The sequence below is a fragment of the Amycolatopsis sp. NPDC043887 genome (assembly GCF_056435665.1).
In genome coordinates this window covers 22,727-43,479 of sequence record NZ_JBWKEB010000029.1, presented here as the reverse complement: position 1 = coordinate 43,479, position 20,753 = coordinate 22,727, and the positions used below count along the sequence as shown (strand labels likewise).

Here is a 20,753-nt window from a genome sequence, read left to right as displayed (position 1 = left end):
CCTGCTTTAGGGTGAGAGAGAAAAAACGCGCGCGCGAGTACAGGCGCGTGCGAGGCGTGTCGCAATCGGGTCCGCGAACGTTACCGATCAGTAGCGGTGACGGGAACGGAACCGGAGGACGACGATGGAAGGCGAACACGCCCGCGTACGAGCACAACCAGCTACCACCTTTCGCAAGGAGACCCCTTGGCCCCGCAGAACGACGGCGCCTCCGGCAAGGAGACCCCGGCACGCGTCCGCGTCATCCGTGACGGATTGGCGGCGCACCTGCCCGACATCGACCCGGAGGAGACCGCCGAATGGCTGGACTCCTTCGACGAGGCGCTGGCCAGGGGTGGTCAGCAGCGCGCCCGGTACCTGATGCTGCGCATCCTCGAGCGGGCCAGGGAACGCCACGTCGGCGTCCCGGCGCTGACGTCGACGGACTACGTCAACACCATCCCCACGGAGAACGAACCCTGGTTCCCCGGTGACGAGGAGATCGAGCGCCGCTACCGCGCCTACATCCGGTGGAACGCCGCGATCATGGTGCACCGCGCGCAGCGTCCCGGCGTCGGCGTCGGCGGGCACATCTCGACCTACGGCTCGTCCGCGGCGCTGTACGAAGTGGGCTTCAACCACTTCTTCCGCGGCAAGGACCACTCGGGCGGCGGCGACCAGATCTTCATCCAGGGGCACGCCTCCCCCGGTATCTACGCCCGCGCGTTCCTCGAGGGCAGGCTGACCGAGAACCAGCTGGACGGCTTCCGCCAGGAGTTCTCGCACGCCGGCGAGGGCGGCGGCCTGCCGTCGTACCCGCACCCGCGGCTGATGCCGGAGTTCTGGGAGAACCCGACCGTGTCCATGGGCCTCGGCCCGATGAACGCGATCTACCAGGCGCGGTTCAACCGCTACCTGCGCGATCGCGGCATCAAGGACACCAGCGACCAGCACGTCTGGGCGTTCCTCGGCGACGGCGAGATGGACGAGCCGGAATCGCGCGGCCTCATCCACGTGGCCGCCGGCGAAGGCCTCGACAACCTGACCTTCGTGATCAACTGCAACCTGCAGCGGCTCGACGGTCCGGTGCGCGGCAACGGCAAGATCATCCAGGAGCTGGAGTCGTACTTCCGCGGCGCCGGCTGGAACGTCATCAAGGTCATCTGGGGCCGCGAGTGGGACTCGCTGCTGCACGCGGACCGTGACGGCGCGCTGGTCAACCTGATGAACACCACGCCGGACGGCGACTTCCAGACCTACAAGGCCAACGACGGCGCCTTCGTCCGCGAGCACTTCTTCGGCCGCGACCCGCGGACCAAGGAGCTGGTCAAGGACCTCACCGACGCCGACGTCTGGAACCTCAAGCGCGGCGGGCACGACTACCGCAAGGTCTACGCGGCCTACAAGTCGTCGCTGGAGCACCACGGCCAGCCGACGGTGATCCTGGCCCACACCATCAAGGGTTACGGCCTCGGACCGTCCTTCGAGGGCCGCAACGCCACGCACCAGATGAAGAAGCTCACCCTCGACGACCTCAAGCTGTTCCGGGATGCCCAGCGCATCCCGATCAGCGACGAGGAGCTCGAGCGCGACCCGAAGCTGCCGCCGTACTACCACCCCGGCAAGGAATCGCCGGAGATCGAGTACATGATCGGCCGCCGGAAGGCGCTCGGCGGGTTCTTGCCGGAGCGGCGCCCGAAGGCCTCGAAGGCGCTCGTGCTGCCCGGCGACAAGGTCTATGAAGGCCTCCGCAAGGGCTCGGGCAAGCAGGAGGTCGCCACCACGATGGCGTTCGTCCGGCTCGTCCGCGAGCTGGCGAAGGACTCCGAGATCGGCAAGCGGATCGTCCCGATCATCCCGGACGAGGCGCGCACCTTCGGTCTCGACTCGATGTTCCCGACGGCCAAGATCTACAACCCGCACGGCCAGACGTACACGTCGGTCGACGCGAGCCTGATGCTGGCCTACAAGGAGTCCGAAAAGGGCGTCATCCTGCACGAGGGCATCAACGAAGCGGGTTCGACCGCGTCGTTCACCGCCGTCGGCACCTCGTACGCCACGCACGGCGAGCCGATGATCCCGATCTACATCTTCTACTCGATGTTCGGGTTCCAGCGGACCGGTGACGGCCTCTACGCGGCGGCCGACCAGATGGCCCGTGGGTTCGTGCTCGGCGCCACCGCCGGCCGCACCACGCTGACCGGTGAGGGCCTGCAGCACGCCGACGGGCACTCGCTGCTGCTGGCGGCGACCAACCCGGCCGTCGTGGCCTACGACGCGGCGTGGTCGTTCGAGATCGCCCACATCGTGCGGGACGGTCTTCGCCGGATGTACGGCGAGACCGGGCCGGACGGCAACGGCGAGAACATCTTCTACTACATGACGATCTACAACGAGCCCTACCAGCAGCCCGCCGAGCCCGAGAACCTCGACGTCGACGGCCTGCTCAAGGGTCTCTACAAGTACGCCGACGCGCCGTCGGGCGAGGGCCCGGAGGCGCAGATCCTGGTCTCCGGCGTCACCATGCCGGACGCGCTCCGCGCCCAGCAGATGCTGGCCGAGGAGTGGGGCGTCCGCGCGGCCGTGTGGTCGGCCACGTCGTGGACCGAGCTGCGGCGCGAGGCCGTCGAGGCCGACCACGACAACCTGCTCCACCCGGGCGACTCCCCGCGTGTGCCGTACATCACGCAGAAGCTGTCCGGCGCGAACGGGCCGGTCGTCGCGGTTTCGGACTGGATGCGCGCCGTGCCGGACCTCATCCGCCCGTGGGTGCCGAACGACATGCTGACGCTGGGCACCGACGGGTTCGGGTTCTCCGACACCCGCCCGGCCGCCCGGCGGAAGTTCCTGGTCGACGCCCAGTCGATCGTGGTCGGCACGCTGAGCGCGCTCGCCAAGCGCGGCGAATTCGACCGGGCGAAGGTGGCCGATGCGGCGCGGAAGTACCGCCTCGACGACGTCGCCGCCGCGGGTCCGCAGCTGTCGGACTCCGGTAGCGCCTGACGCTGAGATGAAGGGACCTTTCCTTGCGAATTTCGCAAGGAAAGGTCCCTTCATTGCATCCGGCGGCGGAGCAGCTAGGGTGAGACATCGGATGTTTGCGGAAGCAGGGAAGGGTGAGCGATTGTGACCAAGCGTCGACTGCCGAAGCCGAGTGAGCTGAAGCAGATCCTGCGGCCGAAGCCGATCGTGCTCAACCCGACCGACCGACGGCTGGCTGGCGCGCACACGATCGCCGACCTGCGGATGCTCGCCCGCAAGCGCACGCCGCGGGCGGCGTTCGACTACACGGACGGCGCCGCGGAGCTGGAGGACAGCCTCCGCCGCGCCCGGCAGGCCTTCCGCAGCATCGAGTTCCACCCGAACGTCCTGCGCGGGGTGTCCGATGTGGACACCGGCAAGGAGATCCTCGGCAGGCGTTCGGAGCTGCCGTTCGCGTTCGCGCCGACCGGGTTCACCCGTATGATGAACCACGAGGGCGAGTCCGCGGTGGCCCGTGTCGCGCAGCGCAACGGCATCCCGATGGGCCTGTCGACGATGGCGACGACGTCGATCGAAGATCTCGCGGCGGCTGCCCCCGAGGCCCGCAAGTGGTTCCAACTCTATGTCTGGCGCGACCACAAGGCGGGCGAAGATCTGATGAATCGCGCCTGGGCCGCCGGGTTCGACACGCTCATGCTGACGGTGGACACCCCGGTCGCGGGCGCGCGGCTGCGCGACGTTCGCAACGGGCTGACCATCCCGCCCGCGCTCACCCTCAAGACCTTCGTCGACGGCGCGATGCATCCGGCGTGGTGGTTCAACCTGCTGACCACCGAGCCGCTGACCTTCGCGTCGCTGAGCCAGTTCGACGGCACGGTCGCCGAACTGCTCAACCAGCTCTTCGACCCGACCCTGAACTTCGACGACCTCGACTGGGTCCGCCAGACCTGGCCGGGCAAGCTCGTGGTCAAGGGCATCCAGAACGTCGACGACGCGCGGGACGTGGTCAAACACGGCGCCGACGCGGTGCTGCTGTCCAACCATGGCGGCCGTCAGCTCGACCGCGCGCCGACACCGATCGAACTGCTCCCGGCGGTTCTCGACGAGATCCAGGGCGATGCGGAGGTGTGGGTCGACACCGGCATCCTCTCCGGTGGCGACATCGTGGCCGCGATCGCGCGCGGCGCGGACGCGGTGCTCATCGGGCGCGCGTTCCTCTACGGCCTGATGGCCGGGGGCGAGCGCGGCGTTCAGCGGTGCGTGGACATCCTGCGCGCCGAGATGGTCCGGACGATGCAGCTGCTGGGCGTCCGCACGCTCGCCGACCTCAAGCCGTCGCACGCCACCATGCGCTGACCCGCACGCGTTTCGTCCTCTGGATGCGGTAGTTCGTATCGGCAACTACCGCATCCAGAGGACGAAACGCGGGTCAGGCAGAGGCCGTGGTGACCCCGGCCGGCGCCGTCCGGACCTGCTTGGCGGTGCGGTTCCAGCTCCACCAGCCGTGCACGACCAGCCCGGCGAACACGATGTAGACCGCCGCGGAGAAGTACAGGCCCGAAGAGAGCTGAAGCGGCACGCCGATCGCGTCGACGACCAGCCACACCAGCCAGAACTCGACGAGACCCGCGCCCTGCGCGGCGAAGGCGACCAGCGTGCCGACGAAGATCGCGGCGTCCGGCCATGGCGCCCACGAGGCGTTCAGCGCGTCGAGGACCAGCGCCATCGCGGTGGTGCCGATCGCGAACGCGCCGATCATCGCCAGGCGCTCGCCGAGCCTGCCCTTGCGGACGACCACGCCGTAGACCGGGTCGCTGCGGCGGGACCACGCCCACCAGCCGTAGATCGAGATGGCGAGGATCGCGATCTGCCTGGTCGCGAGCCCGCCGAGATGCGCGGAGAGGTAGACCGAGAACAACAGCACGGTGGCGCCGACCTGGACCGGCCACGTCCACAACGTGCGACGTTGCGCCAGGAAGACCACGGCCAGCGCGAAGATCTGGCCCGCCAGCTCGGCGAACGAGATCCATTGTCCGAGCACCGTGACACCGTTGTGCAGCAGGAAGTCCACGTCCGCACCCCTCTCCGTCTACCGCTCCAACATGCTCCGTTCCGGCCCCATTCCCTAGGGAGTGTGAGGTGCGGAACAGGCGGGCGACTCGAGGGACGCTGAGGAGATCTCACAGGGTGCGAAAAAGGGCCCTCCACCGCGTGTTCCGCGGCGATGGGCCCTTTCGACTCCACGCGGGCCCGGTGCCTTCCTCGATCACCGGGCCCGCGCGGATGCTCAGGAATCTACGCGACCGATGCCCACGGGCGAAGTCGGCGGCTCCGAACGGACCTCCTGCTTGCCGTCCCCGGCCTCCAGCTGGCCCTGCAGGTTGGCCAGCCAGCCCTGCCAGCGGTCCTGCGCCGGCTTGATCAGTCCGCCGCCGAAGCCGACGACGATCACGCCGCCGATGGTGGCGAGGACAGTGATCAGGACCGGCCCGGTGATCGCGGTCGCGATGTTCACCTGGCCGAGTGCGGCGATGATGCCGAACGCCATGATCATCCAGTAGGCGATCGTGCCGAGCAGCCGTCCCGCGGGCCGGGTGGACAGCGCTCCGGTCACCAGGTCGCGGACGACCTTCGCGACGGCGGCCGCGACGATCACCAGCACCAGTGCCACCAGGATCCGCGGCAGGAAGGCGATGATGTCGTTGAGCAGTGCGCTGACCGGATTGCTCTCACCGAATACGCCGAACGCGAGCTGCAGCGCGATCAGGAGAATGAAGTAGTACACGAGTTTGACGAGGATCCCGCCCGCGTCGACATTCGCCTGTTTGAGCGTTCCGGTGAGTCCGGTCTTCTCGATGAGCTTGCCGAAACCGATCTTCGACAGAACCAGTCCCAATGCCTTCGACACGGCTTTCGCGATCAGCCAGCCGATCAACAGGATGATCAGGAAACCGATCAATTTCGGCACGAAGGTGGCGACAAGGTTCCATGCTTGTCCCAGACCGTCTTTCAGCTGCTCGCCCACGGCGAACTCCCTCCTCTGCGCATCCGCGACCTACCCGGTGCGGCTTGCGAGGGATCGTTGATCACCAGCCCCGCACCGGCAACTCGGCACCCCACGATCGAGTGAGTGAGCTAGCGGGAAAAGATCGACAAGTCCCATACTTGTTCCACCGGTGGGGACCGGGGAGACGAGGCCGTCCGGCGCAGCGAAAAACGCTAGCGTCGGGCGGCCTCGAGTTTTTATGCGAACACCTTTCACCATTCATCGCCGATGACCGTCCACTTCGGACACGGACGGCGAAAGGCCGCAGGAAGAAGCGCCCTTTGCCCGGCGGACTAGGCGGTGTCCGGTAAGTCTGTTCGATGGGCTTCGTGATCCAGGGACCACCTGGGCGCGAAGACCACTTGCCGGACACGGCCTAGGATCGGCTGACCATGGCTGATGCGACCTCCGGACGGCGTGTGCCCAAGCACCACGGGCTGTCCGCCAAGACCCTCCGGCGGCTCGAACACGCCTCCGGCCGGCTCGCGAGCGCGAGCGTGGCGGTGATGGAAGAGCGGCTGAGCTGGTTCGCCCGGCTTCCCGCCGACCAGCGCGCGAGCGTCCTGCTCATCACCCAAGCGGGTGCCGCCGGCTTCGTCGACTGGCTTCGCGACGCGAAGGAGGCCCTCTCCCTCACCACGGAAGCCTTCCGCGAAGCACCCGCCGAGCTTTCCCGGTGGGTGAGCCTGCGGCAGGCGGTCGGCATGGTCCGGCTGGCGATCGAGGTGTTCGAGGAGCAGCTGCCCGAGTTCGCCGCGAACGAAGCGGAACGCGCCGCGCTGATCGAGGGGATCCTGCGCTACGGCAGGGAGATCGCGTTCGCCGCCGCCAACTCCTACGCGGCCGCGGCCGAGGCGCGAGGCGCCTGGGACGCGCGACTGGAAGCGCTGGTCGTCGACGGCATCGTCCGCGGCGACGCCGAGGAAGCGGTGCTCTCCCGCGCCGCCGCGCTCGGCTGGGATCCGGCCGCTCCCGCCACCGCGCTGGTCGGCACCCCGACGTCGGACGACCCGCCCGCCGTCGTGTTCGAAGTGCGCAGCCGCGCCGCGCGGGTCGGGCGCCCGGTCTTGCTCTCGGTGCAGGGCTCCCGGCTGGTCGTGGTCGTCGCCGGGCCCACCGACGGCAGCGTCAAGGACCGCGAGATCCTCACCAAGCTTTCGGTCGCCTTCGCCGAGGGCCCGGTCGTCGCCGGGCCGACGGTGCCCACGCTCGCCGAAGCACACCACAGCGCGACAGAGGCGCTTTCCGGTCTGCGTGCCGTCGTCGGCTGGCCGGGCGCGCCGCGGCCCGCGAGATCGATCGACCTGCTGCCGGAACGCGCCTTGTCCGGCGACCCCGAGGCCGAGCGCCTGCTCGTCGAGCAGATCGCGCGACCACTGGAGGAAGCGGGCCCGGCACTGCTGCGGACGGTGGAGACCTACCTCGACAGCGGCGGCGTCCTGGAGACCTGCGCGCGGACGCTGTTCGTGCATCCGAACACCGTCCGGTACCGGCTGCGGAAGGCGGCCGAACTCACCGGCCGCCACGCCGCCGAATCGCGGGACGCCTGGGTGCTGAAGGTGGCGCTGACGGTCGGGCGGCTGGCCCGTGCCCGCGGCCTCTGGTGACGCGCCCGGTTGATCGTGAGTGGAACCGCAGTGCCGAGAAGGCCTCCTTGCGGGCCCCAGAGTCCCTCGATGTTCCCCTCATCCCTCCCGGAGCACCAACTTGAACCCCAGCAGCACCACCGATCACAAGGGCGGCATGTCCGGCGCCCACATGAGGGTTTCGTGGCCGCGGGCATGACCCGAAGGCCCCCCTTTGAGACGCAGGATGTCTTCAAGGGACCCTTCAGGACATGGCGTTCGCCACTGAGCACCGAACCAGCCCCGCCACGCCACCTTCGAGCCCCCTTCGGCCATAACGACCCGAAACACTCACAAAGGCGCACCTTGCCCATCAACCCGGCTTGGTAACTCTGCGCAGTGACGGAGTTCATAGGGAAAGCTGGTTGAACCCGACAAGGCTTTTGGGTTAAGCGCGGAGATCAGGAAGGCGCTTTTGGAGGGTTCCGACAATTACGTCGGCCGGACTTGGTGAGCGTCGGCATCACGACCATGGTGGCCGAGAGTGTTCTCTAATGGGGTGACAGTTGCAGTCCTCGCCCCCGGTCAGGGTTCCCAAGCCCCAGGCATGCTCTCCCCTTGGCTCGAGCTCGACGGCGCCCGCGCGCGCGTCGAAGCCTGGTCCGAGCGTGCCGGTCTCGACCTCGTCCGCCTCGGTACCGAAGCGGACGCCGAAGAGATCCAGGACACCGCGATCACGCAGCCGCTGATCGTGGCGCTGTCACTGCTGGCGTTCGAGTACCTTCAGCGTGAGGCCCCGGTCGCCGCGGACGCGCCGGTCGCCGGTCACTCCGTCGGCGAGCTGGCGGCCGCCGCCGTCGCCGGGGTGCTGAGCTCCGAAGACGCCGTCGCGCTGGCCGCCGTCCGCGGCGCGGAAATGGCGAAGGCGTGCGCGCTGGAGCCCACGAGCATGGCCGCGGTCATGCTCGGCGACCCCGAGCAGGTCGTCGCGTGGCTCGAGGGGCACGGCCTCGCCGCGGCGAACCGCAACGGCGCAGGCCAGATCGTCGCCTCCGGCGCCGCCGACGCGATCGAGAAGATCGTGGCCGAGCCGCTGGAGGGCACGAAGGTCCGCGCGCTCAAGGTCGCGGGCGCGTTCCACACCTCCTACATGGCACCCGCGCGTGAAGCGCTGGCGGCCCACGCTGCGAAGATCACCCCGGCGGACCCGACGCGTCCGCTGCTGTCGAACGCCGACGGCCAGGTTGTCACCAGCGGGGCCGAGTACCTCGACCGGCTGGTCAAGCAGGTCACGAGCCCGGTGCGCTGGGACCTGACCATGGACGGTCTGGTCGCCGCGGGTGTCACCTCGACGCTCGAACTCCCGCCGGCGGGCACGCTGACCGGGCTGGTCAAGCGGCAGCTCAAGGGAACCGTGACCACCACGATCGCTCTGAAGACGCCGGCCGAGCTGGCGAAGCTTCAGGGGCAGGAGGACGCTTCGTGACCGACCGATCCACTTTGCGGCAGGCACCGGGCGCCGCCGGGACCCGCATCCTCGGTGTCGGGAGCTTCCAGCCCGAGAAGATCGTGACCAACGACGATCTCTCGAAGATCATGGACACCAACGACCAGTGGATCCGCGAGCGGGTCGGCATCGTCGAGCGCCGGTTCGCCGAGAAGGACGAGTCGCTGGTCGACATGGCGGTCAAGGCGGGAACCGCCGCACTGGCGGACGCCGGCGTGGATCCGTCCGAAGTGGACACGGTCATCCTGCCGAACTGCACCATGCCCACCCAGATCCCGAACGCCGCCGCACAGGTGGCCGACCGGATCGGCATCACGCATCCGGCCGCGTTCGACCTCAACGCCGCCTGCGCCGGGTTCTGCTACGGCATCGGCGTCGCCTCGGACCTGATCCGCGCGGGCAGCGCGAAGAAGGCGCTCGTCATCGGCGCCGAGAAGCTCACCGACCACGTCGACCCGGTCGACCGCGCGAACGCGATCATCTTCGCCGACGGCGCCGGCGCGGCGGTGGTCGGCGCGGCCGACACCGCGCAGATCGGCCCGGTCGCGTGGGGCAGCGCGGGCGAGCACGTCGACCTGATCTACATGCGCGACGACAAGTGGATCTACCAGGAGGGCCAGTCGGTCTTCCGCTGGGCGACCACGCAGATCGCGCCGATCGCCATGCAGGCGCTGGAACTCGCCGGGCTCGAACCGTCCGATGTGGACGTGCTGATCCCGCACCAGGCCAACCTGCGTATCGTCGAGGCCATCGCCAAGAAGCTGCGCGCCAAGGGCGCCCGCGAGGACATGGTCGTCGCCGACGACATCAGGTACTCGGGCAACACCTCGTCCGCGTCGATTCCGCTGGCGCTGGACCATATGCGCAAGGCCGGGACCGCCAAACCGGGCGACGTCGTGCTCGCCGTGGGCTTCGGTGCCGGACTCTCCTACGCGGGCCAGGCCTTCGTCTGCCCGTGATGAATACTTCCCCTGTGGACACCGTGTCCGCGGGGCAGCCGAAAGCATCACCGAGAAGGGAACAACCAGTGGCAGACAACGCAGAGATCCTCGCCGGCCTCGCCGAGATCGTCGAAGAGGTCGCCGGTGTGGCGCAGGACGACGTGACCGCCGAGAAGTCCTTCGTGGACGACCTCGACATCGACTCGCTGTCCATGGTGGAGATCGCTGTCCAGGCCGAGGACAAGTTCGGCGTCAAGATCCCGGACGACGAGCTGGCGAACCTGAAGACCGTTGGCGACGCGGTGAACTACGTGTCGGCCAACTCCAAGTAAGTCCGACTTCTTGATTGGCGCCGACCTTGGGGAGACTCCAATGAGCAACATCGACGTCGTGATCACCGGGATGGGCGCGACCACGCCGCTCGGCGGGGACGTCGCGTCCACGTGGGACGGCCTGCTCGCCGGGGCGAGCGGGATCCGCCGTATCGAAGCCGACTGGGTCGACGAACTCGAACTGCCGGTGAAGATCGGCGCCATGCTCGCCGTCGACCCGTCCGAAGTCCTGCCGCGGGTCCAGGCCCGGCGGCTGGACCGCTGTGAGCAGGTGGCGCTCATCGCCGCCCGGCAGGCTTGGGCGGACGCGGGCTTCGAGCAGCCGACCGACGAGCATCAGGATGTGGAACCCGAGCGCCTCGGGGTGACCATCGGTACCGGTGTCGGCGGTCCGGTCACCCTGATCTCCCAGAACGACCTTCTGCACAAGCAGGGACTCCGCAAGGTCTCCCCGCTGACCGTGCCGATGCTGATGCCGAACGGCCCCGCCGCTCACGTCGGGATCGACCTGAAGGCGCGTGCCGGCGTGCACTCGCCCGCGTCGGCCTGCGCGTCGGGCGCGGAAGGCATCGCCGCCGGTTACGAGATGATCCGCTCGGGCCGTGCCGACGTCGTGGTCGCCGGTGGTGCCGAATCGTGCATCCACCCGATCACCCTCGCCGGTTTCGCCCAGGCGCGGACGGTGTCCACCCGCAACGACGACCCGGCGAAGGCTTCCAGGCCGTTCGACGTGAACCGTGACGGTTTCGTCCTCGGCGAGGGCTCCGGCGTCGTGATCCTCGAGCGGGCGGACCGCGCCAAGGCCCGCAACGCGCGGATCTACGCGCAGCTGAGCGGGTACGGGATCACTTCGGACGCGTACCACATCACGGGCAACCACCCGGAGGGCGTCGGCCAGATCGCCGCCATGCGGCAGGCGATGACGATGGCCGGGGTCTCCCCTGCCGACGTCGGCCACGTCAACGCGCACGCGACCTCGACGGTCGTCGGCGACGTCGGCGAGGCGGCGGCGATCCGCAACGCCGTCGGCGAGCACGTCGTGGTGACCGCTCCCAAGGGCGCGCTCGGCCACCTGGTCGGCGGTGCGGGCGCGGTCGAGGGCATCGCCACGATCCTGGCGATCTACCACGGGCTCATCCCGGCGACACTGAACCTCGAAGACCTGGACCCGAAGGTGCAGCTCGACGTTGTCTCCGGTGAGGCGCGCAAGGTCGAGCTGGGCGCGGCGATCAGCAACTCGTTCGGCTTCGGCGGGCACAACACGGCGCTGCTGTTCACCCCGGCGGCCTGATTTCAGTACGTGAAGGCCCCCTTCACCGCGTCTAGCGCGATGAAGGGGGCCTTCACGTACTTCGGGGCGCGCTGCGGCAGGTGCCCAGCGCGCAGAGGGGGCGAAGCGGTCAGGCTTCCTGACGCTTGACCAGATGCCGCCCGGCCCACCAGGCGATCTCCACCAGCACGATCCCCACTCCGGCACAGGCGAACGCCGACAGCGTGTACGCGCTCACGCTCGGGTCCAGCGCGAAGAACTTCTGCGTGAACGGGATCAGGAACAACGCGAGCGTCAGCACGACCATCCCGCCGATCAGCAGGATCTTCCACCACCGGTACGGCCGCGCGACGATCCCGAGCACCCACAGCGCGATCGTGATGAGCGTGATCAGCGCGGTCGTCCCAGCCTGGATCTTGTCCAGTTCGGACTGTCCGGCTCCCTTGTACACCAGCAGGTAGCTCACGAACGTCGCGGTGGCGATGACCAGCCCGGCCGGGACGGCCATCCGCATCACCCGCCCGACGAAGCCGGTGCGGGCGCGTTCGTTGTTCGGCGCCAGCGAGAGCACGAAGGCGGGCAGGCCGATCGTGAACCACGCGGTGATCGTGATGTGCCGCGGCAGGAACGGGAACGGCACCTGCGCGATGCCGACCATCAGCGCCAGCAGTACCGAGTAGACCGTCTTGGTGAGGAACAGGTTCGAGACGCGCTCGATGTTGCCGATCACCCGCCGCCCCTCGGCGACGACGTGCGGCAGGGTGGCGAACTTGTCGTCCAGCAGCACGATCTGCGCGACCGCGCGGGTGGCCGGGCTGCCGGCGCCCATGGCGACGCCGATGTCCGCGTCCTTCAGCGCGAGGACGTCGTTCACGCCGTCGCCGGTCATCGCGACGGTGTGCCCCTTCGACTGCAGGGCACCGACCATCGCGCGTTTCTGCAACGGGGTCACGCGGCCGAAGACGGCGCGATCCTCGACGGTGTCGGCCAGCTTCTCCGCGTCGTCCGGCAGCTTCCGCGCGTCGACGGGCTTGTCCGCGCCCGGCAGGTCCAGGGTGCTCGCGACGGCGCCCACCGAAATGGCGTTGTCGCCGGAGATGACCTTGACCGCGACGTCCTGGTGCGCGAAGAAGTCCAGCGTGTCCTTCGCGTCCGGGCGGACCTTCTGTTCCAGCACCACGAGCGCGACCGGTTCGATCTCGCCGGGGCCTTCGGCCGTGTCGACGGCCCGCTCGGCACGGCCCAGCAGCAGGACCCGCAGACCGCGGGAACCGATCTTCTCGGCCTCCGCCCGATGCTCGCCCTCGGGCAGCAGGACGTCGGCCGCGCCGAGCACCCAGTCGCCGTCGGGGCCGAACGAAGCACCACTCCATTTGCGCGCCGAGGAGAACGGCATGGTCGTGGAGACCCGCCAGCCCGGATCGGCCCGGTGCGCCTCCGCGATCGCCTGAAGGCTCGCGTTCGGGCGCGGATCGGCGGCGGCGAGCGCGGCGAGCACGTCGTCCACCGGATGGCCCGGCGTGATCTCCCGGACCTCGGAGAGCCGCATCGCGTTCTCGGTGAGCGTGCCGGTCTTGTCCGCGCACACCACGTCGACCCTGGCGAGTCCCTCGATCGCCGGGAGTTCCTGCACCAGGCACTGGCGCTTGCCCAGCCGGATGACCCCGACCGCGAGCGCGACACTGGTCATCAGCACCAGGCCCTCGGGCACCATCGGCACGAGCGCCGCGACCATGCCGCGCAGCGCGTCCGGCCACGCCTGGTCGCCCGCGAGCTGGTTGTAGATCGTCAGCGCGCCCGCCGGGATGAGCAGGTACGTGATGAACTTGAGGATCTTGTCGATGCCCTGGCGCAGTTCCGACTTCACCAGGGTGAACTTGCTGGCCTCCGCGGCCAGCTTCGCCGCGTAGGACTCGTCGCCGATGATGTCCGCGCGGAAGGTGCCGCTGCCCGCGACGACGAAACTGCCGGACAGCACCTTGTCGCCGGGCTGCTTGACCACCGGATCGGATTCACCGGTCAGCAGCGATTCGTCGACCTCCAGCGCTTCGGCCGTCAGCGTCGGGCCGTCGACGACGATCTTGTCGCCGGGCCCCAGTTCGACGAGGTCCCCGAGCACGACGTCTTCCGGCGCGATCTCGGTGCTCTGACCGTCACGGCGGACCGTCGGTTTCGCCTGCCCGACGATCGCGAGCCGTTCCAGTGTCCGTTTCGCCCGGAGTTCCTGGATGATGCCGACCGCGCTGTTGACGATGATCAGCCCGCCGAACAACCCGTCGATGAAGTATCCCGTCGACAGGATGAGCACGAACAGCACGCCGTAGATCGCGTTGATCCGGGTGAAGACGTTCGCCCGGATGATTTCGCCGGTCGTCCGGCTGGTCTTCGTCGAGACCGTGTTGGTCTGGCCCACCGCCACCCGCTGGGCGACTTCTTCGCTGGTGAGCCCCCTTGAGGCGTCGGTCAGCAGGGCCGGCTGATCAATTGCCATGCCCGCGACTCTATTCCGCCCGGCCCCCCCTCGCGTCAGCCTCGGGGACCATGTCGCCCCTTACTTCAGCATCTTTCGTGTTCGGGGTTGGTGCCGCCGTCGGTGGTGTCGACGCGCCATGATCCGCTCTCCAGCCGCAGCGGCAGCACCAGCCGCCAGCGGATGCACCCCTCCGGCAGGTACAGCGGCGCGTCCTCGACGTCCTGCGTACTGGTGAACGCGACGAGCACCCGGAGCATGGTCGGCGTGCTCGGCTCGACGCGGTAGACGAGGATGCTGCCGTCCCGAGTGGACTGATAGTCCTTCTTCCACTCCGCCGCGGTCTTGGTCTTGGCCCGCTCACGGGTGACCACTGATGTCCACTTCGGATAGTCGCGGTCGTTGATGGAGTCGAAATACCCCTGCAGCACCTGACGGACGCTCTGGTACTGCGGATGCGCGAAGACGTCCGGAGTCACCTCGACGACGGGCGAGCCGGGCTGCTGCTCCGGGGCGACAGACGTCGGCGACTCGCTCACGACCGGCTCGGTGGGCGCGGCCTCCGGGCGGGTGTAGAGATCACGTGCCAGCAACCCCACGCCGACGGTCAAGGAGATCACGACCACGAGAACGGGGATCAGCCACCGCTGGCGAGAGAGGGGGCGAGGCTGGGCGGTCACCCTGAAAGGTTAGCCGCCCGCCTCTTCCGTCATCACCGGCGTCTACCCGACTTGGTGCAGCCAGGTGACCGGGGCGCCGTCACCGGCGTGCCGGTACGGTTCGAGCGCTTCGTCCCAGTTGGCGGCAAGGAGCTCGTCGAGCTTGTGCGCCAGCGATTCGCCGGTGCGGACCTTGCTCACCAAGGCACGCAACTGGTCCTCGCCCACGACGATGTCGCCGTTGGCACTGGTCCTGCCGTGCCACAGGCCGAGGCCCGGAGCGAAACAGAACCTCTCCCCGTCGACCCCCGCACTGGGCTCTTCGGTGACTTCGAACCGGATCATCGGCCACGCCTTGAGCGCGGACGCCAGCTTTCCGCCGGTGCCCGAAGGCGCACGCCAACCACATTCGGCGCGGAGCTGTCCTGGACTGGCGGGCTGCGCCGTCCACTTCAACTCGACTCGGGCACCCAGGGTGCCCGAAATGGCCCACTCGACGTGCGGACACACCGCAGACGGCGACGAGTGGACGTACACCACGCCACGGGTGTTGCCACGGGTGCTCACTGCTGACCTCCGCTACTCGACGAGGGGCGTCTTCCCCTACGACCTCGCGAGCTGCGCTGGTCTGGTGGCTCGTGCCGCCTCCCGGTACGCGTGAGCACATTGTGCACCCCAACTGTGCTGTTTGGCCACATGAACACCACAAGTCGCACCTGATTGGGACGCAGGACTCGCTTGAAGGCCGCTGCCCCTCATCCGCAGGCACGTGCCGGCGGCGTCCGAAGGGATCCTCACGCGGGTGGTCGAGTCAGCAGTGGGGAGCGGGGTCGTGAGTGGCAATGAGCGTTCTAACCCAATGCCACGTAGCTTAAGTTGATCTTGAATGAGGTCTTGATCGTAAGCGGAGAGGATTGCCGCAGGTCACGCGCTCGGTTGCCCTGGCCGACAGGAGCCGACCGCGCCCCTGAGTGTCCACCAAGGACACTTTTCGCTGACTCAATGTCCGATCGATGCCCGGATGGTCGATTGCACGAGGGGGTCGTGAGTGGCGTTTCGGGTTAGAACCCGAAACGCCACTCACGACCAACCCGACCCACGACCAGCCCTTCGTCGCATCAGGCGCAGCGAAGGGAGCCTTAACCCCACCTGTCACCCTCGCCCAAGATCAACTTAGGTACGTGGCAATGAACGTTCTAACCCTCATTGCCGCTCACGACCTCCGCGCCAAAACGCATACACGGAGTTAATCGGACATTTCGCCACCCAAAACTGTCCCTTGTGGACATTCAAGACGTGACCGGCTCTCGTAGCCGGTCCAGATCCGCGCCGTGAAGGCCTCCTTGACGGACCCAGAGTCCCTCAAGGAGGCCTTCACGGACTGGCGTCCGGCTCAGCCCTGGGCGCCGAGGGATTTCGCCGCGGCGAAGGTGTCCACCAGGCCGGTGCCCTTGTCGAAGCTCGACGTGTACGGCCCGGCGGCCACGTACGGCGAGCCATTCGCGAACTTGTACGCCGTGCCCTTGATCGCGGCCTCGATGTCACCCGGGCTCGCGTTCGGCGCGACCTGGAACAACTGCGCGACGATCCCGGTGATCTGCGGCGCCGCCATCGAGGTCCCGCTGATCACGTTGTAGGTGCCGAGATCCAGGAGTCCCGGGCCGTTCTTGGGCTGGAGGCCCTGCGTGCAGATCGGCTGCGTCGGACGGCACGCCGAGAGGATGTTCTCCCCCGGCGCGGAAACGTCGGGCCAGCTCGCCTGGTCGGCCTTGAGGCCGCGCGAGGAGAAGTCGGACACCGTGCCGTCGCGGGTGCCGGTGCCCTGGTCGTTGAACGACGCCGCGGAAAGCACGCCCGGCGTCTGGTCCTGCCCCGGCGGGTTGGAGAGGTTCGCCGAACCGTCGCCGCCGTCGTTCCCGTTCGCCCACACCGTGACGACGCCTTCCGCGGCGAGAGCGCGCTGCAGCTTCACCGTCGCCGAGTTCGGGTCGAAGGTGCCGCCGCCGCTCGGGCCGTAGGAGTTGTTGGTCACCTTGATCGGCGGGCACACCGACGCCGCGACGCCCGAGCCACAAGGCGCCTTGTGGTTCTCCAGCACCCAGTTCAGCGCCGCGTCCGTGCCGAGCACGAGCAGTGCGGCCCCGGTCGAGACCGAAACGATCTTCGAGCCTGGCGCGGAGCCGCCGACCTTGGTGCCGTCGGCCAGCGTCAGCCGGTTCCCGGCGGCGATGCCGGTGACATGCGTGCCGTGGCCGCCCAGGGCGAGGGTGTCGGTGTCGACGGAGGTCGGGACGTCGACGATGCAGTTCGTGGTGGTGCCGTCCAAGCAGAGGCTCTTGAGGTTGCGCACCACCCGTGTCTTGCCGTCGGCGCCCTTGAAGGCCGGATGCGTCGGGTCGACGCCGGTGTCGATGATCGCGACCGAGACGCCCCTGCCGTCCACGGGAGCGCCACCGGCGTCCTTGAGCTGCGTCTGGGCCTGGAGGCTTCGCGTCGCCGTGGTGCCGGCGCTGCCGTGTGCCTTGAGCTTCTCGTTGCCTTCGACGTAGGTGACCCCGGCGGCCCCGCGGACCGCACGCACCTGGTCCGCCGTGCCCCGGACGGCGACGACGCCGATCTTCGCGAACGAGGTGATCTTCTTGAGCCCGGCCGCGCGGGCGGCGCGTTCGGCGGTGGCGATGTCCTCGGCGTGCACGAGCGCGGTCACTCCCGTGGCGCCGGTGGCGGTCGAGAGCAGCCGGGAGAGTCCGGGGGCGACGGGTGCGAGCGGTCCCGCGGCCTGCGCGGGGGCCATCCCCGCGGCCGGGACGGCTAGCAGGGCGACGACGAGTGCTGCACGTCGACGCCAGTGGCGAAATGCGGCCATGTGTTTCTCCTGGTGACAGGGGGCAGGGAACTGTCACCTACCAACGAGTACCACCCGGACGGGTGACGGTACTCACGCGCATTACAACTTTTCGGAGCAATATCACCTCGCCTACCTGCGACGTGTCTTCCCCGGAATCGGTACAGCGGCGCGAAGCGCCACCTTTGAGGGTGGTGGCGGGGACATGGATGGACGGATGGAGGCGCTAGTTTGTGCACCGAGACCGACGAGATGGGGAGGGGTTCGGTGCGACTCGTTCGCCTCGCTCAGCAGCCGTCCCGGGTGGCCGAGGACGTCCGCGCCGCGCTGGCATCACTCGGCCGGGGCAGCAACGTCGTCGGCGGGGTCGCCCTGATCGGCGCCAGCCCGGTCGACGGCAGGCCCGTCGAAGCCGTCGTGGTCATGCCGAAGGGTGTCCTCATCGTCATCGGCGTCGACCTGCCGGATCCGGCGCTGAAACTCGAAGCCCCGCTCGGCGGGCCGTGGAAGGCCGACGGCTGGCCGCTGGTCCACGGCGACACCTCGATCAACCCGGCCACGGACGCGCTCTCGCTGTCCGCCGCGTGCACCCACAAGATCGCGGACGTCGCCCCTGGCGCCGGGCCGATCGGCACGATCATCGCCGTCGGGCCGTATGTGGAGACGGTCGACCAGCCCGCCGCGGATCTCGCCGGCTCGGTCCGCGTCCTCTACCCGACGGCGACGACGATGCTCGCCGCGACGGTCTCCCTGGCCACCGCCCCGCGCCCCCGCTCGGTCCAGCAGGCGCGGGAGCTGATCGCCGCGCTCGCCCCGGACGCGCCGCCGATGCCCGAGGAGATGTTGCTCGGGGAAGGGTTCAGCGCCTACTCCGACGACGAGCCGACGGTGATCCGTGAGAACCCGCTCGTCGCGATCGCCCAGACGGTTCCGGTGCAGCATCCGGGGAAGAGACCCACGAAATCGGCCGTCCCTCCCGCTCCGCCCGCCAAGCCGGTGCAAGCCACTCCGCCGGTTCAGCAGGCCGTCGCCGTGCAACCCGCCAGGCAGGCCCCGTCACCGGAGGCCGTCCCCGCCGAGCCCCGCCCGAAGACGTCGCACCAGTCCAAGACGGTGAAATGGCTCCCGGTCGCCGCGATCGGTTTGCTGATCGTGCTGCTGGTCGCGGCCATCAGCGTCGCTTCCGGCGGTGACGACACCGCGTCCACGCAGACTCCCCCGCCGCCGACCCCGGCCACCAGTCCGCCGCCGCCGAGCAGCAGCGCGGTGGAGAACATCCAGTTCACGTCGCGGGCGTCCGCCGCGGACCAGAAGTGCGCGTCGCACGCGTACGGCGACGTCCAGGCGAGCCTTCAGCAGACGAGTTGCTCCGCGGTGAAACGGGCCAGCTTCGCCAGCTCCATCGACGGCCGGGCCGCCGCGGTGACGATCGCCGTCGTGGAATTCCCGAGCACGGACCAGGCGACCGCGTTCAAGGCCACCGCCGACACCCCCGGCGGGGGCGGCATCCTCGACCTCGCCACCGAGACCAACCAGTGGCAGGGCGAAGTCCCGGTGTTCGAGGGCGCCGCCTACCAGAGCAGCCTGGACGGGAAGTCGGTCCGGTTGGTCCAGATGGTGTGGGTGCCGGGACCGTCCACTCCGGACGACCCCGGCCTCGTTCGCGGCGCGAAGGCCGCGCTCGAACTGCCCGTGAACGGCTAGAGCCCGTACGCCTCCAGCAGACGCAGCCACACCTCGCTGATCGTCGGGAACGACGGGACCGCATGCCACAGCCTCGACAGCGGGACCTCGCCGACGATCGCGATCGTCGCCGCGTGCAGCAGTTCCGCCACGTCCTGCCCGACGAAGGTCGCGCCGAGCAGGACGCCGCGTTCGGTGTCGACGACGATCCGCGCCTTACCCGCGTAACCGTCCGCGTGCAGTGACGAACCGGCCACCGCGATGTCGATGTCGACGACGCGGTGCGGCTTGCCCTCCTCCGGCCCGGCGAGCCCGACCGAAGCGACCTCCGGGTCGGTGAACACGACCTGCGGGATGGCGTAGTGATCGGCCGTGGCGCTGTGCGCGCTCCACACGGCGGAGTCGACGGGCTTGCCCGCGGCCTGCGCCGCAACCGCGTCGCCCGCGGCCCTGGCCGCGTATTTGCCCTGATGGGTCAGGGGCGCCCGGCCGGTGACGTCGCCGACGGCGAACAGCCATCCACCGTCCACGGCGGACACCCGGCCGTTGTCGTCCGTGGTGAGCGGCGCGCCCGCTTCGAGCCCCAGCGTCTCGACGCCGAGTCCGTCGGTCGCCGGGCGCCGCCCGGTGGCGACGAGCAACTCGTCGACGGCCAACCGCTCACCACCTTTCAAGGCCAATTCCTTACTGTCGTCCACAGCGGACACGGAGTCGAGACCGGAGCCCGTGTGCACGGTGACCCCGGCTTCACGGAGACCCGCGACGACGGCGTCTCCCGCGAACTCCGGCAGCCGAGGCAAAGGACGTTCACCCGAGATGATCAGGTGGACTTCGGCGCCGAGCGTGGCGAAGGCCTGTGCCATTTCGACACCGACTACACCGCCGCCCAGTACGCCGAGGCGGCCCGGAACCTTCTCCGCCGAAGTCGCCTCTCGCGAACCCCACGGGGAAACGGTGTCCAGCCCGGGGATCGACGGCGTCCGCGGGACGCTGCCCGTGGCGACGATCACGGCGTGCCGCGCGGTCAGCACGTCACCGCCGTCGACCGTGATCTCCCGCTCACCGGTGATCCGCCCGTGGCCGCGGATCGGGACGATCCCGACGCCTTCCGCCCACTTGACCTGTCCGGTGTCGTCTCCCTTGCCGGTGAACCAGTCCCGGCGCGCGAACACCTCGGCCGGGTCGACCGTGTCGCCAACGGGGACGCCGGGAACCCGTTTGGCGGCGGCGAGGAGGTTCCCCGGCCGCAGCAGTGCCTTGCTCGGAATGCAGGCCCAGTAAGAACATTCGCCGCCGAAGCGTTCGTGTTCGACGAGCGCGACCCGCAGGCCGCCCCGCGCGGCCCGTTCGGCGGCCACCTCGCCGACCGGGCCGCCTCCGATCACGATCACGTCAAATTCCTGTGCTGACATGCATTCAGCGCACACCACCGCGCAGCTTCGCGCAACCTGCCGCTATCCTCGTGTCGCTGCGT

15 protein-coding genes are annotated in these 20,753 nt (G+C 69.0%); 8 read left to right on the top strand and 7 right to left on the bottom strand.

From position 1 onward, the window contains the following. Window positions 1-186: 186 nt before the first annotated feature. Together aceE and AC069H_RS41320 are read left to right on the top strand one after the other, a co-directional pair. Entirely contained in the window at window positions 187-2,982 is a 2,796-nt protein-coding gene (gene aceE, locus AC069H_RS41325) for a pyruvate dehydrogenase (acetyl-transferring), homodimeric type (RefSeq protein ID WP_478235950.1), read from the top strand. A gap of 123 nt (window positions 2,983-3,105) precedes the next feature. Beyond that, window positions 3,106-4,317, top strand: a complete 1,212-nt coding sequence (locus tag AC069H_RS41320) for an alpha-hydroxy acid oxidase (RefSeq protein ID WP_478235949.1) — start codon at window positions 3,106-3,108, stop codon at window positions 4,315-4,317. Between the two features lie 73 nt (window positions 4,318-4,390). Here the strand turns inward: AC069H_RS41320 and AC069H_RS41315 are convergent, their stop codons facing one another. Together AC069H_RS41315 and AC069H_RS41310 are read right to left on the bottom strand one after the other, a co-directional pair. Continuing rightward, on the bottom strand, window positions 4,391-5,032 hold the full coding sequence (locus AC069H_RS41315; RefSeq protein ID WP_478230211.1) for a nicotinamide mononucleotide transporter family protein: 642 nt from the start codon (window positions 5,030-5,032) through the stop codon (window positions 4,391-4,393). Between the two features lie 216 nt (window positions 5,033-5,248). Continuing rightward, window positions 5,249-5,986 (bottom strand): mechanosensitive ion channel family protein, encoded by a 738-nt coding sequence (locus tag AC069H_RS41310; protein WP_478230210.1) that lies wholly within the window; start codon window positions 5,984-5,986, stop codon window positions 5,249-5,251. 413 nt (window positions 5,987-6,399) lie between these two features. On the opposite strand from AC069H_RS41310, the gene AC069H_RS41305 reads away from it, so the two are divergent. The 5 genes from AC069H_RS41305 (at window position 6,400) to AC069H_RS41285 (ending at window position 11,643) form a co-directional block, all read left to right on the top strand. Then, window positions 6,400-7,614 carry a PucR family transcriptional regulator gene (locus tag AC069H_RS41305; protein ID WP_005164946.1) on the top strand — a complete coding sequence of 405 codons (1,215 nt, stop codon included), beginning with the start codon at window positions 6,400-6,402 and terminating at the stop codon, window positions 7,612-7,614. A 517-nt stretch (window positions 7,615-8,131) separates the two neighbouring features. Further along, complete coding sequence (locus tag AC069H_RS41300) at window positions 8,132-9,058, top strand: ACP S-malonyltransferase (RefSeq protein WP_478235948.1); 927 nt, start codon at window positions 8,132-8,134, stop codon at window positions 9,056-9,058. Then, on the top strand, window positions 9,055-10,038 hold the full coding sequence (locus tag AC069H_RS41295) for a beta-ketoacyl-ACP synthase III (RefSeq protein WP_125673101.1): 984 nt from the start codon (window positions 9,055-9,057) through the stop codon (window positions 10,036-10,038). The genes AC069H_RS41300 and AC069H_RS41295 overlap by 4 nt, the downstream gene beginning before the upstream one ends. Window positions 10,039-10,106: 68 nt before the next feature. Then, the gene (locus AC069H_RS41290) at window positions 10,107-10,352 is read left to right on the top strand and encodes an acyl carrier protein (RefSeq protein ID WP_004559006.1); all 246 of its coding nucleotides are present in this window, start codon (window positions 10,107-10,109) and stop codon (window positions 10,350-10,352) included. A 40-nt stretch (window positions 10,353-10,392) separates the two neighbouring features. Further along, complete coding sequence (locus tag AC069H_RS41285) at window positions 10,393-11,643, top strand: beta-ketoacyl-[acyl-carrier-protein] synthase family protein (RefSeq protein ID WP_340687428.1); 1,251 nt, start codon at window positions 10,393-10,395, stop codon at window positions 11,641-11,643. Between the two features lie 109 nt (window positions 11,644-11,752). Here AC069H_RS41285 and AC069H_RS41280 read toward each other — a convergent pair whose 3' ends face one another. The 4 genes from AC069H_RS41280 to AC069H_RS41265 form a co-directional block, all read right to left on the bottom strand. Then, the gene (locus AC069H_RS41280) at window positions 11,753-14,113 is read right to left on the bottom strand and encodes a cation-translocating P-type ATPase (protein WP_478235947.1); all 2,361 of its coding nucleotides are present in this window, start codon (window positions 14,111-14,113) and stop codon (window positions 11,753-11,755) included. A 65-nt stretch (window positions 14,114-14,178) separates the two neighbouring features. Next, window positions 14,179-14,772 carry a hypothetical protein gene (locus AC069H_RS41275; protein WP_340687459.1) on the bottom strand — a complete coding sequence of 198 codons (594 nt, stop codon included), beginning with the start codon at window positions 14,770-14,772 and terminating at the stop codon, window positions 14,179-14,181. A 42-nt stretch (window positions 14,773-14,814) separates the two neighbouring features. Next, window positions 14,815-15,318 carry a DUF3145 domain-containing protein gene (locus AC069H_RS41270; RefSeq protein WP_091599164.1) on the bottom strand — a complete coding sequence of 168 codons (504 nt, stop codon included), beginning with the start codon at window positions 15,316-15,318 and terminating at the stop codon, window positions 14,815-14,817. 826 nt (window positions 15,319-16,144) lie between these two features. After that, on the bottom strand, window positions 16,145-17,617 hold the full coding sequence (locus tag AC069H_RS41265) for a S8 family serine peptidase (RefSeq protein ID WP_478235946.1): 1,473 nt from the start codon (window positions 17,615-17,617) through the stop codon (window positions 16,145-16,147). A gap of 246 nt (window positions 17,618-17,863) precedes the next feature. On the opposite strand from AC069H_RS41265, the gene AC069H_RS41260 reads away from it, so the two are divergent. After that, on the top strand, window positions 17,864-19,300 hold the full coding sequence (locus tag AC069H_RS41260) for a hypothetical protein (RefSeq protein ID WP_478235945.1): 1,437 nt from the start codon (window positions 17,864-17,866) through the stop codon (window positions 19,298-19,300). Here AC069H_RS41260 and AC069H_RS41255 read toward each other — a convergent pair. Then, entirely contained in the window at window positions 19,297-20,670 is a 1,374-nt protein-coding gene (locus AC069H_RS41255; protein ID WP_478235944.1) for a dihydrolipoyl dehydrogenase family protein, read from the bottom strand. The two genes, AC069H_RS41260 and AC069H_RS41255, sit on opposite strands and share 4 nt — an antisense overlap. Window positions 20,671-20,753: the final 83 nt, after the last annotated feature.